15 protein-coding genes and 2 pseudogenes are annotated in these 16065 nt (G+C 39.5%); 9 read left to right on the top strand and 8 right to left on the bottom strand.

What is annotated here, in order from left to right; all coding sequences use genetic code 11:
* Positions 1-7: 7 nt before the first annotated feature.
* From mrdA to lipA, 7 genes and pseudogenes are all read left to right on the top strand, one after another.
* Positions 8-1869, top strand: a pseudogene (mrdA, locus tag L652_RS01000000124045) (penicillin-binding protein 2).
* The gene (gene rodA, locus L652_RS0117565; RefSeq protein ID WP_002958520.1) at positions 1866-2972 is read left to right on the top strand and encodes a rod shape-determining protein RodA; all 1107 of its coding nucleotides are present in this window, start codon (positions 1866-1868) and stop codon (positions 2970-2972) included. Before mrdA ends, rodA begins: the two are co-directional and overlap by 4 nt.
* The gene (locus tag L652_RS0117560; RefSeq protein WP_024603580.1) at positions 2972-3736 is read left to right on the top strand and encodes a septal ring lytic transglycosylase RlpA family protein; all 765 of its coding nucleotides are present in this window, start codon (positions 2972-2974) and stop codon (positions 3734-3736) included. Before rodA ends, L652_RS0117560 begins: the two co-directional genes overlap by 1 nt.
* A 99-nt stretch (positions 3737-3835) precedes the next feature.
* Complete coding sequence (locus L652_RS0117555) at positions 3836-4999, top strand: serine hydrolase (protein ID WP_002958518.1); 1164 nt, start codon at positions 3836-3838, stop codon at positions 4997-4999.
* A gap of 174 nt (positions 5000-5173) precedes the next feature.
* Positions 5174-5452, top strand: coding sequence for a DUF493 family protein YbeD (gene ybeD, locus L652_RS0117550; protein ID WP_002958517.1), 279 nt, complete (start codon positions 5174-5176; stop codon positions 5450-5452).
* A 19-nt stretch (positions 5453-5471) separates the two neighbouring features.
* Complete coding sequence (lipB, locus tag L652_RS0117545) at positions 5472-6125, top strand: lipoyl(octanoyl) transferase LipB (protein WP_024597054.1); 654 nt, start codon at positions 5472-5474, stop codon at positions 6123-6125.
* Complete coding sequence (lipA, locus tag L652_RS0117540) at positions 6122-7087, top strand: lipoyl synthase (protein WP_002958515.1); 966 nt, start codon at positions 6122-6124, stop codon at positions 7085-7087. Before lipB ends, lipA begins: the two co-directional genes overlap by 4 nt.
* A gap of 80 nt (positions 7088-7167) precedes the next feature.
* On the opposite strand, the gene L652_RS0117535 is transcribed toward lipA, so the two are convergent.
* Positions 7168-8454: a VCBS domain-containing protein gene (locus L652_RS0117535; protein WP_024597053.1), complete on the bottom strand. Its 1287-nt coding sequence runs from the start codon at positions 8452-8454 to the stop codon at positions 7168-7170.
* Between the two features lie 242 nt (positions 8455-8696).
* On the opposite strand from L652_RS0117535, the gene L652_RS0117530 reads away from it, so the two are divergent.
* Positions 8697-8936: an RNA-binding protein gene (locus L652_RS0117530; protein WP_002958513.1), complete on the top strand. Its 240-nt coding sequence runs from the start codon at positions 8697-8699 to the stop codon at positions 8934-8936.
* A 394-nt stretch (positions 8937-9330) separates the two neighbouring features.
* Positions 9331-10950 (top strand): M28 family metallopeptidase, encoded by a 1620-nt coding sequence (locus L652_RS0117525; protein ID WP_024597052.1) that lies wholly within the window; start codon positions 9331-9333, stop codon positions 10948-10950.
* Positions 10951-10986: 36 nt separating this feature from the next.
* Here the strand turns inward: L652_RS0117525 and L652_RS0117520 are convergent, their stop codons facing one another.
* The 7 genes and pseudogenes from L652_RS0117520 to L652_RS01000000124040 form a co-directional block, all read right to left on the bottom strand.
* Entirely contained in the window at positions 10987-11934 is a 948-nt protein-coding gene (locus tag L652_RS0117520; RefSeq protein ID WP_024603579.1) for a PDC sensor domain-containing protein, read from the bottom strand.
* A 220-nt stretch (positions 11935-12154) separates the two neighbouring features.
* Positions 12155-12370, bottom strand: a complete 216-nt coding sequence (locus L652_RS0117515) for an EF-hand domain-containing protein (RefSeq protein ID WP_024597051.1) — start codon at positions 12368-12370, stop codon at positions 12155-12157.
* A gap of 80 nt (positions 12371-12450) precedes the next feature.
* Positions 12451-12657, bottom strand: a complete 207-nt coding sequence (locus tag L652_RS0117510; protein ID WP_024597050.1) for a hypothetical protein — start codon at positions 12655-12657, stop codon at positions 12451-12453.
* A 169-nt stretch (positions 12658-12826) separates the two neighbouring features.
* Positions 12827-13039 (bottom strand): calmodulin, encoded by a 213-nt coding sequence (locus L652_RS0117505; protein ID WP_007585535.1) that lies wholly within the window; start codon positions 13037-13039, stop codon positions 12827-12829.
* A 597-nt stretch (positions 13040-13636) separates the two neighbouring features.
* Positions 13637-13852 (bottom strand): TIGR02450 family Trp-rich protein, encoded by a 216-nt coding sequence (locus tag L652_RS0117500; protein WP_024596091.1) that lies wholly within the window; start codon positions 13850-13852, stop codon positions 13637-13639.
* 70 nt (positions 13853-13922) lie between these two features.
* Positions 13923-14276 (bottom strand): cupredoxin domain-containing protein, encoded by a 354-nt coding sequence (locus tag L652_RS0117495; RefSeq protein ID WP_024596090.1) that lies wholly within the window; start codon positions 14274-14276, stop codon positions 13923-13925.
* 20 nt (positions 14277-14296) lie between these two features.
* Positions 14297-16065, bottom strand: a pseudogene (locus L652_RS01000000124040) (copper-translocating P-type ATPase); the annotation flags it as partial.

Below are 16065 nucleotides of genomic sequence, written 5' to 3'. Positions count from 1 at the left end.
CCTTGCCATGCTAAAACATAGACCCACTATTCGTGACCACTCCGCAGAAGCAAACTTATTTGCTAGGCGAGCATTCGTGGGTTTTGTTTTTGTATTAGGATTAGTCGCAGTATTGCTTTCTAATCTTTATACTATTCAGGTCGAAGATCACCAAGACTACCAAACCCGCTCCAACGATAATCGTATTAAAGTTATTCCTATTGCACCCAACCGTGGTTTAATTTACGACCGTAACGGTGTGCTACTTGCTGAAAACAAACCTGTTTACAACCTTGAGGTCATCCCCGAAGAGGTAGACGACCTTGACGAATCGCTTGATCAAATAAGTAAAATAATTGCGATTACAGAGCAAGACAAACAAGACTTCTTAAAAGATATAAAACACACCCGTCGTTTTAAATCACAAGTATTAAAAGCTCGCTTAGACGAAACAGAAGTGGCGAAATTTTCGGTTAATCAACATAAATTCCCTGGTTTTAGCATTGAGGCACGCCTTGCACGCTACTACCCATTTGGCGACACACTAACGCATGCGCTCGGTTACGTTGCCAAGCTTAATAGAAAAGAGCTAAACCAATTAGAACAAGAAGACCGTGCAACCAATTACCGCGCTACGCACGACATTGGCAAACTCGGCATAGAAAAATATTACGAAGAAACACTGCACGGTAAAGTAGGCTCACAACGGGTAGAAGTTAATAACCGTGGCCGTGTAATACGCACCCTGAGCATGACCCAACCGCAACCTGGTAGCGACCTAGTACTTACTTTAGACGTGGGCTTGCAACAAATAGCACAACATGCGCTTAAAGATATGCGTGGCGCTGTTGTAGTTATGGACGCCAAAGATGGCGGCGTGCTGGCACTTTATTCAAACCCAAGTTACGATCCAAACTTATTTGTACACGGCATTAGCAGCAAAAATTATAAAGCGCTGCTTAACCAAGACCGGCCATTAATAAACCGTACTACGCAAGGTCGTTATNCTCTACGGTAAAGCCCTTAATGGCTGTATTAGCGCTTGAAGAAAATATAGTAAATGAAACAACATCAATGTGGGATCCAGGCTTTTTTGAAATACGAAACGTAGAGCATAAATGGCGTGACTGGAAACGTTGGGGCCATGGTCATGTAGATGTATACAAAGCCATTGAAGAGTCGTGCGATACCTATTTTTACGATGCGGCTTATCGATTAGGCATTACTAAAATAAGCGATTTTATGGCCCGTTTTGGCTACGGTGATTTGTCAGGTATTGATATTCACGAAGAAACTACTGCTATTCTACCTTCAAAAGAATGGAAAGAAGGACGCTTTAAAGAGTCTTGGTGGCCTGGTGATACTATTTCGGTAGGCATTGGCCAAGGTTACTGGACTGCCACACCAATTCAAATTGCAAATGCAACTAACATATTAGTTAATCGTGGTATTAATCATCCCCCTCATTTGGTGCAAGTAATAAAAAAAGATAGCGACATAACGCAAATTAACAACGAAGAAAAACCTCCTGTTATTTTAAAAGATCCGCGCCATTGGCAAGTATCGTTAGATGCAATGCATAATACAGTACAAAAAATATCAGGCACAGCCCACAAAGCATTTAAAGGGACTAACTACGACTCGGCTGGTAAAACCGGTACCGCGCAAGTAGTTAGTATTGCCCAAGGTGAGCGTTACGATGCAGAATCTCTAAAAGAGCGCCAACGCGATAATACAATTTATGTAGGCTTTGCACCTTATAGCGATCCTAAAATTGTGGTTTCTGTTGTATTAGAAAACAACCACGGCGGCATTCAAATAGCTCGCCAACTTATGGATTACTACTTTGCAGCCAACCCTGTTAATCTTGCAAGGAACGAGACACCATGACCGCTTTGCACGATAAACGCTCTATTTGGATGCGTATGCACCTCGACCTACCGCTGCTTATTGCACTACTTATAATGATGGCTGGCAGCATAATGGTTGTTTACAGCGCAAGCGGGCAAGAGTCTTCTATGATGATTAGGCATATGACCCGCATGGGCGGTGCGATTGTTGCTATGATTGTTTTAGCCCAGTTTTCGCCTGCCACGTTAAAGCGGTTAGTGATCCCACTTTATTGTGTTGGGTTATTAATGCTAGTCGGTGTACTTTTATTTGGAGTAAGCTCAAAAGGCGCGCAGCGTTGGCTCAATTTAGGGGTGACACGGTTTCAACCTGCAGAATTAATGAAGTTGGCAGTCCCGATGATGGTGGCTTGGTATATAGGTAGAAATCACTTACCACCTCGCCCGCTACATTTAATTATTGGTTTTATGATTGTAATGCTCCCTACATTATTAATTAAAGAACAACCCGATTTAGGTACCGCTATACTTATTGCAAGCTCAGGTATATTTGTATTATTTTTGTCTGGGTTGAGTTGGCGTTTAATAGGGTTTTTAAGCTCGATTGTAGCGCTTGCTGCATGGCCATTTTGGCACTACGGTATGCACGATTATCAAAAACAACGTGTACTCACCTTTTTAGATCCTGAGAGCGATCCGCTTGGTTCGGGTTATCATATTATTCAATCGAAAATTGCTATTGGATCAGGCGGCATAGAAGGTAAAGGCTGGTTGCTTGGTACACAATCGCAATTAGAGTTTTTGCCAGAGCGCCACACCGACTTTATATTTTCGGTTTTAAGCGAAGAATTTGGCTTATTCGGCGTATGTGTTTTACTTAGCCTGTACTTATTTATTATTGGTCGTGGTTTATACATTGCTGTTAATGCACAAGATGCATTTGGTAAATTGCTCGCAGGCGCACTCACCCTCACCTTTTTTGTATATGTATTCGTAAACATAGGCATGGTATCGGGTTTATTACCTGTTGTAGGCGTACCTTTACCACTGATTAGTTATGGTGGTACATCGATGGTGACGTTAATGGCAGGATTTGGCATTATTATGTCAATCGCGACAGATAAAAGGATGCTTTTAAAATAATGCGACACACGAATCAGTTTATATTTACTACATTATTAATTTTACTTTTAAGTGCTTGTAGTAGTGGGCCAAGTAGCCGTTATAGTATGCGTCATGATGCAGCGCCATTAAGAGCTCCAACTACACTTGAGATGCAAGACGCTATAGTTACCGAAACCACTAAAAGTGCTAGCGCTAGCCGCCCATACACAGTGCTTGGTAAAAGCTATTCGCCCATGCTTGATGAGACGGGTTATAGTGAGGAAGGCATTGCCTCTTGGTATGGTCGTAAATTTCATGGTTATCACACCTCAAATGGTGAAACGTATGATATGTTTGCCATGACCGCAGCGCATAAAACGCTGCCACTACCTAGCTTTGTTAAAGTAACCAATACAGCAAATGGTAAGTCGGTAATCGTACGCGTGAACGACCGTGGCCCATTTCATGACGATAGAATAATTGATCTTTCGTACGCAGCCGCTTATAAGCTTGGCTACTACACCCATGGTACAGCAAAGGTTAAGCTAGAGGCCGTTACGCTTGCGGGCGCAACTGCGCGTCAAACCTATATTCAGGTAGCTGCAGGTAGTACACTTGCTAATATTGAAGCACTTGCCAGCACATTGCGAGAGCAATACAAATTACCAACAAATATTGTGCAAAAAGACGATATTTACAGACTGCATTTAGGGCCAATAAAAGATACCCCTCATGCAAACGAAGTATTAAAAAAATTAAAAGAAAATCAATTTCAAAACGCGTTCTTGCTTTACACTCAGTAAGACTAATACCCAAACCAGCCCAAGATGCTCGCATCTCGGGGTAGTTTGGGTATAAAATGGCGTAACGCGAATCTTTAACTTTAACCATTAATGAGTATGATGAAATCTATTAAACATAAAATCCTCAAAGGTGTATGCGGCCTAGTTTGTACAGCCGCCGTATTCTCAGCCAGCGCCCAAATTATTCCGGCACCACCTCAAGTTAATGCGAAAGGTTATTTTTTAGTCGACTTTACAACTGGTAAAGTTATTGCTGAAGGTGAAGCCGATACACAGCTAGCACCTGCAAGTTTAACTAAAATGATGACCAGTTATGTAATTGGTACTGAAATTAAAGCAGGTAATATTGCCACTACCGATATGGTAACGGTAAGCGAAAAAGCATGGGCTAAAAACTTTCCAGAATCTTCAAAGATGTTTATTGAAGTAGGTAAACAAATTAGTGTTGATGAGCTTAACCACGGTATTATTATTCAATCAGGTAATGATGCATGTGTAGCAATGGCTGAGCATATTGCTGGAAGCGAAAGCGCATTTGCTGATTTAATGAATGCCCATGCTGCTAAATTAGGTATGAGCAACAGTCACTTTATCAACAGCCACGGCCTTGATACTGACGAGCACTTCACAACTCCACGCGATATGGCGACACTTGGTGCTGCTCTTATTCGTGATGTGCCAGATGAATATGCACTTTATAAGCAAAAGTCATTTACTTATAACGGCATTAAGCAATATAACCGTAACTCATTATTATGGGATGAAAGCTTAGATGTTGACGGCATTAAAACAGGGCATACATCAGAAGCTGGTTACAGCCTAGTTACCTCAGCAACTAAAAACGATATGCGTTTAATTGCTGTTGTTATGGGTACCTCAAGCGAACGAGCTCGTAAAGTAGAAAGTAAAAAGCTACTTAACTATGGTTTTCGTTTTTATGAAACAATTACTCCGTACAAAGCAGGCGATAGCTTTGCAGAACAACGTATTTGGATGGGTAACAAAGAGAACGTATCTTTAGGTATTTTAGAAGATACACCAATTACTATCCCACGTGGTCAGCATAAAAACCTTAAAGCTAACTTTGAGCTAGATAATACGCTTGAAGCACCACTTGCTAAAGGTACTAAAGTAGGTACGTTATTCTTACAACTAGAGGGCGAAGATATTGCTCAATACCCACTAGTTACACTTGAAGAAGTGGAAGAAGGCAGCTTCTTTAGCAAAATTTATGATTACTTACGCTTACAGATCATGCAGTAATTTATATCTCCCCTATTAACTAGGTAACTAATTTAAACGTCTCCACTGTGAGGCGTTTTTTTTTGCTTGAAAAATGTTAGAATGCGCCCCATATAAGCAAGACTGCTAATTGCCTATCTGTATTAAGCTTCAAGCTTGCATAGAGTCCACACTTTTGTATGAGGAGTCACCGTCGTGGTTCAACCTGTTAAAGATACTAAATTTGATGAGTACCTAGAGTACCCTTGCCCATTTACATTCAGAATAATGGGTTTAGCTAACGTAAACTTAACTGATCAAATTTTAGCTAAGTTACAACCAATAGCACCTGGCGATTACGCCCCTAAAGTAAAACCAAGCAGCAAAGGTAATTACGAGTCAGTAAGCCTTGTAGCAACAGTTACTAGTGGCAAACACATTGAAGAAATTTACAACGTGATCAGCAATATTGATGACGTACGCCACATGCTTTAATCCATAGTTGAGATTTGTTGTGAACGAAAACACTTTGATCGTACGCCAACTGGGTCGTCAGCGTTATATGCCAATTTGGCAAAAAATGCAGGACTTTACCGACACCCGTGATGAAAATACGCCAGATGAAATTTGGCTTGTAGAGCACGAGAGTGTATTCACCCAAGGTCAGGCTGGTAAGGACGAACACTTACTAGCTCCAGGCGACATTGAGGTGATTAAAGTTGACCGTGGCGGGCAAGTAACTTACCACGGCCTTGGCCAGCAAATGATGTATGTATTATTTAATCTACGTCGTTTAAAGATTGGTGTACGTGAACTGGTTACTTGGCTTGAAGAGTGCATTATTGAATCACTCGCCGAGTATGGTATTGAAGCTTATGCTAAAGCTGATGCACCAGGTGTATACGTTAATGACAGTAAAATTGCATCCCTTGGTTTAAGGGTTCGTCGTGGTTGCTCGTTTCATGGCTTAGCATTAAATGTTAACATGGACCTAAGTCCATTTTTACGCATTAACCCATGTGGTTATGCGGGCATGAATATGGTGCAAACTAAAGAATTAGATGGTCCTCAAAACCTAGAAAGTGCGGGTGAAGGATTGGTGAAACACATGATCAAGAAGCTTAATGCAACACAGGTTAAGCATACTGAAGGGTTTGAAAACGAATGAATAAACCAGTCAAAATGGAACCAGGTGTAAAACTACGCGACGCAGAAAAAATGGCGTTGATCCCAGTAAAAGTTTTACCTACAGAAAAAACTGAAATGTTGCGTAAGCCAGAATGGTTAAAAATTCGCTTACCTAAATCAACCGATCGTATTGACGGTATTAAAAAAGCGCTACGTAAGCATGGCTTACACTCGGTATGTGAAGAAGCTTCGTGCCCTAACCTATCTGAATGTTTTAACCACGGTACAGCTACCTTTATGATTTTAGGTGCTATTTGTACTCGTCGTTGCCCATTTTGTGATGTTGCTCACGGTCGCCCATTAAAACCTGATGCCACTGAACCTGAAAAGCTAGCACTTACTATTAAAGATATGAAGCTAAGCTACGTTGTAATCACTTCAGTTGACCGTGATGATTTACGTGATGGTGGTGCACAGCATTTTGCCGATTGTATTCGCGAGATTCGTAAACATAATCCAACTATTACTATCGAAATCTTAGTACCTGATTTTCGTGGCCGAATGGACCGCGCACTAGAGATACTAATCGAGACGCCACCAGATGTGTTTAACCACAATCTTGAAACTGCGCCACGTTTATACAAACTAGCTCGTCCAGGTGCTGACTATAAATGGTCTTTAGAATTACTTCGTCGCTTTAAAGAAGCTCACCCAGAAGTAAAAACTAAATCAGGCTTAATGGTTGGTTTAGGTGAAGAAATTAGCGAAATTGAAGAAGTACTTCGCGATTTACGTGCTCACAACGTTGACATGCTAACTGTAGGCCAGTACCTACAACCTTCTAAGCATCACTTACCGGTTAAGCGCTACGTGCCACCAGTAGAGTTTGACGGCTTAAAAGCGTATGCAGACGAAATTGGCTTTACTCACGCGGCTTCTGGCCCGTTTGTACGTTCAAGCTACCATGCTGATCAACAAGCAGCGGGTAAAGAAGTGAAATAATCACTTTTATCAAAAAATTAAAAAAGCCGTTAATGATGCATAATTATTAACGGCTTTTTCATGCTAATTGATAAAATAGCTTACTGCGCTATCTTACCTTTTGTAATAGAAAAATCAGCAAACCTAACACGTTCTTCATCAGCGCGAAGGCTGTCGGTTTCAACAATTGAGCGGTATATTCCCCACTTAGGACGAGCAAAATCAGCATCACTAAAGCCGCGCCACATATCTATGTTTTGCTCGCTTATATTAAATATCTCTGCATTATCGCTTAAGCGCGTTAACGTCATATCAAACTTACCGTTTTCACTAAATGTAGCTTGTACAAATACCTTGACCCATTCATCTGTAATGAGTGACCAGTCGGTTTCAATGAGGTTTTTATCAAGCCCTGTGCTGTTACCGTTTTCATCAAAGCCTGCACTATATCGCACTTGCAGTTGATTGCCTGTACTGTTTTTTTGTGCACCCGAGAGCGTAATAACAGGCTGGTCGTCATTACCATTAGTATTATCGTTGCTGTCATTTCGGGCTTTTATTTGAAAAAAATGGCTAAACTTACTCGTAAGCTCAAGCTCGCTGCTTACTTTAAATTTCCAGCTATATTGAAATGTCTCACCCTCAAACGCCAGTGTTTCTTGTGGTGATTTATCGTAGGTTTTTATTTCGTTACGTTGTCTATCACTTGCGCCTTTGTCTTTATCTTGGTCATCATCTCGGTGAGCTAAAAAGACAAAATGGTTACCAATTATCGTATCGGTATCTTCAATAATATGGACAACACTTTGATGATTGCCAGCATATAAGTCTGGAGATTCAATTGACCCTTCGCCGAAGGCATTTTCAATAAGCGTGTATGCGTCAAGCCCCGAATTAACGCCATCTGATCGCAATAAAACGTGTGATATTTTCTCAAAGCCATCAGCTTGAGCTATTGGTGCACCTACAATTGTTATGATAATTTGTGCGCTGGTACTATCTACAGAGTTTACTGTTATTGTATCTTGTAGTGTTTCACCTTCACTTAAAGATGTTATTGAAGCGTTTAAATCGTCAAGTGTGTATGACCAATCTCCACCAGCATTTAAGCTAAAAAAACCATAGCTTGTAGCGCTATTTTCTTGTGCTACAAAAGCAGCTTCACCTGATTGTTGATCCGTAATAGTTAACGAGCCTGTTATTGCATCATTACTATCGCTAATAACTTCACCTAGAGTGTTACCACCAATTGTTGCAGGAGTTTGTGAAGAAATCGCTTCATTATTTTGCACCGTAGGATCAGAGCCTGAGCTGCCACAACCAGTAACTAAACAAGATAGAAGTATAGCTGTAACTGTATTACAGGGTTTAAGGGTATATTTAGACATGAGTAGTTCTGCGGTTAATAGTAAGTTAATTAAATATGAACTTACCAATTTATTGTACAAATAACCACAACTCAATTACCAATTTACTGATATTTTAAATTTAATTATAAAATCTATTATTTTCATAGTGATACAAAAAATTATTTCTATAGAGTGTTTATTTATATTTGTTTTAAAATAAAATTAGGTTAAACCTGAGTTACTTGAGATAATTAATACTGACATAATTATTTAGGTTCATTATGAAACTATTAGTTCGTAACTTGTCTCGTGCTACCACTGAGCATGAGCTTCGTACTTTATTTGCAGAGCACGGTAAAGTGACTACTTGTAACTTGGTACTTGATAAAGAAACTGGCCAATCTAAAGGTTTTGCCTTTGTAGAAATGCCAAACGACATAGAAAGTAAAAGCGCAATTACTGCACTTAACCAATCTACTGTTGATAAAAGTAAGATCCGCGTAAAACTTGCAGACGCATAAAGCTAACTGCAACCTATGCAAAAAAAACCAGCTAATGCTGGTTTTTTGCTTTTAGTGCCAAGTATTGTATTTAAGCTTTATATTTAGCTAAAAAAACTAAGCGGTTATTAAATCGCTTTTTTTATACTTATAGTGCCCAGTATTATAAAAGAAGCAGACAGCACAAAAAATGTCTCCTGCTCAGCTAATATTGCAGCAGCAAAAAATGCAATGCCACTAGCTATAAATACCCACTTTTTTACATTGGCCCATTATGTGCTCCTTTAGATTGTTCGTTATTTATACGCCTTATAATATCAATCTGCAATTGAATGAAAAGTTCTCTATAAAAATTCGACATCGCTGCGGTGCTTCCTTTATATTGAAAGCCTAATTAAATAACAATATGAAGACTATGGCATCTACTCTTTTAAAAAGCGCTAGCCTAAGCTTGCTAGTTGCACTCTTTGGCTGCTCAGAGCCTGCAAGCGAACAAACTCCATTAGAAAATACAGCAGGTGTAAGCCTTAGCAATATTAAACAGCATATTAAAACGCTAGCCTCTGATGACTTTGAAGGCCGAGGCCCGCTTACTCATGGTGAAGTAAAAACCGTAGGCTACTTAAGCGAGCAATATAAAGCGTTGGGTTTAACCGGTGCTTATAAAGGTAAATACTTACAGCCTGTAAAAATGGCAATGGTGACAGCTAATCAGGATATGCAGTTAAAGGTAGGTGATTTAAGCTTTGAATCAGGTAAAGACTTTACCGCACGTACCGAGCAACTTCAGCCATTAATTGATGTACGCAATTCTGACGTTATATTTGTTGGCTATGGTATTAATGCACCAGAATATAACTGGAATGACTATAAAAATATTGATGTAACTGGTAAAACTGTGGTTGTGCTAGTTAACGATCCAGGCTTTGCTACTCAAAACGACGCCCTTTTTACTGGTAATGCAATGACCTACTACGGTCGTTGGACTTATAAATATGAAGAAGCCGCTCGCCAAGGTGCAAAGGCTGTATTTATTGTTCATGAAACCGCGCCTGCGGCATATCCTTGGGGCGTAGTTGAAAGTTCAAACACCGGCACTAAATACACGTTAATGGATAACAATTTAAACGCGTCTAAATTACCGGTTATGGGCTGGCTAACACTTGATGCGACCGAGCAAATGTTTAACGCCGCAAAGCTTAACTATCAAGATTTAAAACAAGCAGCATTAAATAATGACTTTAAAGCGACGCCACTTAACTTAAAAGCAAACCTTGCCTTTAAAAACGAAGTATCACATGCCAAATCGCATAACGTAGTTGCACAAATTACAGGTAGCGAATCACCTGACGAATACGTTGTTATTAGCGCTCACTGGGACCACTTTGGTACTAAACAAACTGATACTGGCCCTAAGATTTATAATGGCGCAGTAGATAACGCTTCAGGCACTGCAGCCACGCTTGAAATAGCACGTATAATGAGCGAAATGAACAAGCAAAAACCATTTAAACGCTCAATTATTTTTGCTAACTTTACAGCAGAAGAAACAGGGTTAATTGGTTCTGAAGAATTTGCATCAGGTGCGGTTGTACCTACAAAACAAATGGTCGGTTTATTAAATATTGATGGCATGAACGTGCTTGATGGCACTGACTACATTTTACAATACGGTAAAGATTTATCGACAATGGAAAACTATTTAGCAAAGGCTGCAAAATCACAAGGCCGTGTTGTTAAAATGGATCCTCGCCCGCAAAATGGTTTGTTTTTTAGATCAGATCATTTCTCGCTTTCTAAGCAAGGCGTGCCTAGTTTATTATTTATGAGTCTGGGTGATACCGATCCTGAGTACATTGCGCTTAAATACCATAAAGAAGCAGACGACTACTCAGCTGGTTGGTCGTTAGGTGGTGTTAAGCAAGATATAGATCTTATTGTTGATATAGCCACACAGCTTGCAAATAATGGCGATTGGCCAAAGTGGACGAGCGAGTCTGACTTTAAAGCCAAACGCGCGCAAGATAAGCAATAAATAGCTATTAAATAGTTATGTAATATAAAAATCCTCCTACTTGGAGGATTTTTGTTTTAAACGAGCGCGCATTAATAGCGTTTCGGCCTTTGCCCCTAAATAAACATAAATAGCCAGTGCAATTAAAAGCCCTACCACTGCCAGCATCATCGCTATGGCAGGCATTAAATATTCCGATTGCCCCAACGCCGCTTTAAACATAGTTAACAGCGCCTCAATTGATATAGCAATCAACACAGTAGAGATAAACCGTGTAATAGTGCGCCGCGTAGACGAGTGCCTAAAAATATCCTTATGCATCAGGATTTCTTCTTCGAGTATTGTTTTACCTAAATCGAATACTGCTAATGCTAGGGTGATGTAAATAATGATGCTAAAGGGTTCAAGTGGGTCTGATGAGGTATCTACATGAGTTAATAGAGCGTATATATCACTAAAAACGATATTTAGTAAAAATAATACTAAGCAAAATAAGCACGCCACAATAATACCGTAACCCGCCTTGAAGTAAGGCGACATATTAGCGCGCGCAGTATCACCCATTACAAACTCAATAAGCTGCGTTAAGCTCACATCAACAACCAAGTAATGTTGATTATTAATTGGTTTTTTTAGCTCTTTAATCGCCGATATACATAAATGGTTAGTCGCTATAGAAATATAGGGATCAGTAAAGCACACTTTATCACTTGCTTTAGCGTTCAAAAAATAGGGTCGCTCACTTAAATCTTGTTGATTACCACTTTCACCTAATTTTTTGCTGTATGCGCGTTTAAAGCAGACGTTATTACCCTGCTGCAAACCTTCTGCATTTAAACAATATTGTAATTCTAAAAATGGGTACTGCTTAATCAGATAGCGAGTATCACGTTCTTTAGTTAATCCGTCCTCAATACTCATTAAAATAGATTCAAGTAAACTGTGTATTACATGCTCATATTCGTGGTAGCGCTCAACACTACTGATATAACTCATTCGCGCCATTTTAAATACTCATTAACCTAAGTTATAAATAGATTTGCAAGTTTAAAACCAACAATAAAATAACTTAACAATCAGTAACTTGACACTATTCAAACTCAAGTTTTGCACTACTTTGGTGACTAAATAGTAATATATTAAATTAAATGCACAAAAAAGCAGCTAAGTATTAATTACTTAGCTGCTTTGTGAGTATGACTGGTAAGGTTCTACATAGAGCTTATTACTGAACCTTCGAAAACTCTTCTTTAGATAACTCGCCATTTCCATCTGTATCTAATTGATCAAAAAGCTGTACTAGTTGCGAATTTACTTGGGCTTCTGTTTTGCTAATTACCCCGTCGCCATCTGTATCAAAAGAATCAAAATCTACCGCAGCAAACGCCGCTGAAGAAGAAGCTAGGGCTACAAGAGCTAGAGTTTTATGTAATGTTTTCATAATCGTTTCCTTAGGCTTTGGGCCTGATTAGGGGTAAGAAGTCCTTTTCAAAGATCCTTTAGGAGTAAAGTGTCTATAAATTAATATTCAAAAAAATCATTTTCTGTCGGACCACCGCTACTTTGAACATTCAGCTCGTCAAATTGCTCTATCACTTGCGCCGATTCTTCAGAGCGACTAATTGAAGCGTTGTCGTCTGCATCGCGTGTTTCAAAGTCTGTGCTTGCAAATACTACTGACGAAGAAACAATAGCCATAAGTACAAATGTTGATTGTAGCTTTTTCATAATTTAATCCTTCAAAAGTATGCGGTGTCCTAAATAAATTTGCTCTATAGTGCTCTCTAGTCACTTCCTGGTTATTCTTTTTAGTAGGCTCCCTTGCCTACTTAGGTTGTCTTTGGCAACTCAGAATTTAGATAACATCACAGAGCATTAACTGCTTAAGGCTTTAATTTTAGGCCTTAGAAAACTCATCTTCAGATAGCTCACCATCTTGGTTAGTATCGAGTTCTTCAAACTTGCTTAAAAGCTCAGCATCTACTGAGGCTTCGGCTTGGCTGATTGCGCCATTACCATCTACGTCTAGCGTATCAAAATCTGTTGCTGCAAAAGCCGCTGATGAAGAAGCTAGCGCCATTAGTACTAATGTTGATTGAAATGTTTTCATAATAGTATTCCTTCATTGGGTTGTTGCGATTAAGGCCTTTGGCTTTCATCACGTTTTGCTTAATACACTCTAGGTATTACAACTTCGGTGCCACTTTTTATTTATTATTTAAAAACAATGAGTTAAATGATATAAAGCGAGAAAAGCTTAATTTGGGGAGGTGTTATTGTTGCTATTTAGCAACAGCCGTTTAACTAAAAATAATAAACCATTATAAATCAATTGGTTAAGTTTAATTAAAAAGACACACTTTTGCTAAAAAGCCAATAAGGGGGCGTTTAGGTTAGCCTTCAAAATAAACTGAATATGAACATGGAAATTACATAGGATTTATTTGCGGCTATTAAATAATTAATTTATTTACAATCAGTAAGTTATATTGTTTTTGAAATTTATTATAAAAATTTTGGAAAGATATTTTGAAATTAACTGTTTTGTTGCCAAATGGCGAATTTATCTAGGAAGGTTTCAATGCTAAAGCTAAGTTGTAGCATTCAACTCATAGTTTAATGCGCTGTAAAATGTAGGTTTGCTTAAATTAAGCAAACCTACATCGCGTGCCAGCTATTGGAGTGAGGTAAATTATGTAGATTTAAACTACTTCCACCCTTGCAGCCACTTTTGGTTATCCTTTAAATCTCGCCAACTAATTGGATATTGATTTTTTGACATAACAGCCTCAGTAATACATTCAATTACATTGCCGTCTTCATCAAATTCCACCTCAACAATAATGAAGTGTTTTTCTTTATTTATAGCAGGTGATGCGGTCCATTTACTATTCAATAATTTTTTAGGGTTTAGTTTATTCATTTAATGTAACCACTCCTACTCATAGCTTATATAAGGCAACTATACGACCCCAACACCTACTTAGTTCAGACTACTCTGCAACTAGCTTGCCTTTGTACATTTGCATTTGGCAATGAAAGTCATACTCACCGGCTTCAAGCGCAGGTAGTTTAACCGTATTGCCATCACCCATTGCCAGCGTTTTACTTATATCAAGCTGTGGAAATACCACTGTTTCGGCGCACGGCGCGCTGTCTTTTCTATCAAAGGTAAGTACAACCTCTTTGTTGGCTGCCACTTTAATGTGTCTTGGCTTATAAACACCGTTATCAACGACTATCGTTACTTTGTTGTCATCACTTTGTGTTTGCTCTGGTTTGTATAGCCAAAACCAATAAATAATTGCAGCTATTAACAGTGCACCACCTATATTAATCATCAACATAATGTACTCCTTAGCTTAAATTACGATTTATTTGGTTTGAAAAAACGTAAGCGATTAGCGTTACTTACCACTGTAAGCGATGAAAGTGCCATAGCTGCACCTGCAACAACAGGGTTAAGTAGGATGCCAAAAAATGGATACAACACGCCGGCTGCAATCNCCCGCCACGTTATAAATAAAGGCACCAAATAGGTTTTGTTTAATATTTGAAATAGTTGCATTACTCACTGCAATTGCATCAGCAAGGCCATGTAACGAACCACGCATTAAGGTAATGTCTGCACTTTCTATTGCAACATCGGTACCTGTACCAATTGCAAATCCTACGTCGGCTTGTGCAAGTGCGGGAGCATCGTTAATACCATCACCTGTCATACCCACTATTTCACCATTTGCTTGGCGTTTTGTTACTTCGTTTACTTTATCATCGGGCATTACTTCTGCAATAAAGTCATCAATACCAACTTGTTTAGCAACGGCTTGTGCAGTGGCTTTGTTGTCACCTGTTAGCATGACTAGGTGGGTACCTTTATCTTGCAGGCGTTTAATAGCTTCAACTGAATCCTCTTTAATTGGATCGGCTACTGCAATAGTAGCGTGGAGCTTATTATTACTTGCAAAATACATGGGCGTTTTAGCATCACTGGCAAGTGTTTGAGCTTGCTCGATTGCATCATCAACGGCCACGTTGTATTTATCCATTAGCGCTTTATTGCCAAACAACAATGTTTGCCCGTCAACACTGCCAGTGACACCTTTACCTGTAATTGCATTAAAGTCGGCTACTTTACTTAAAGCTAAGCCCTGCTTTTTAGCGTGTGCCGTAATTGCTTGGGCTAGTGGATGCTCTGAGCTACTTTCAAGGCTTGCAACAAGTTGCATTACTGTATTTTCATCACTGTTATTAAAGGTAACTACATCGGTAACTTGCGGTGTGCCTTGAGTAATAGTGCCTGTTTTATCTAAAATCATGGTGGTGATTTTAGATGTTGTTTGCAGCGACTCACCATTTCGAATTAATATTCCTGACTCTGCAGCTTTACCAATACCCACCATAACCGACATAGGGGTTGCGAGTCCTAGCGCACAAGGACAAGCAATAATAAGTACAGTGGTAACCGCAACAACGGCATAAGCAATTGATGGCTCAGGTCCAAAGTTTAACCATGCAAGGCCTGCAAGCACCGCAATAATCATGACTGTTGGTACAAATATTCCTGATATAACATCAGCTAAGCGCCCTATTGATGGCTTTGAGTTTTGTGCACGCTTTACCATATTGATAATATTGGCAAGTGTGGTTTCGCTACCAATGTGCGTGGCTTTAAATAATAAAGTGCCACTTTTATTAATACTTCCGGCAACGACTTTATCGCCCGTTTTTTTGCGGACGGCCATTGGCTCACCAGTAAGCATTGACTCATCAACCGTACTGCTGCCTTCAATAACATCGCCATCCACAGGGATTTTTTCACCCGGGCGTACGCGTACTTCATCATTTTTTACAACATCACTAATGTCGATGTCTTGCTCTTGACCATCACGAATTACGCGTGCAGTTTTTGGTTGCAGGCCAATTAAGCGTTTAATTGCTTGTGAGGTGCGCCCACGTGCTTTTACTTCAAAAGCGAGCCCTAAACTAATTAAACCGATGATCATCGATGATGCTTCAAAATATACGTGTCTTGCGACTTGTGGTAATAAGTTTGGTGCTATTACCACAAACATTGAATACAACCACGCAGTACCTGTACCAAGCGCTATTAATGTATCCATATTGGCAGCATGG

Source organism: Pseudoalteromonas sp. TB25, assembly GCF_000497995.1.
Classification (GTDB): domain Bacteria; phylum Pseudomonadota; class Gammaproteobacteria; order Enterobacterales; family Alteromonadaceae; genus Pseudoalteromonas; species Pseudoalteromonas distincta.
Note: the sequence above shows the minus strand (reverse complement) of the source record. Positions and strands in the feature narration are given on the sequence as shown.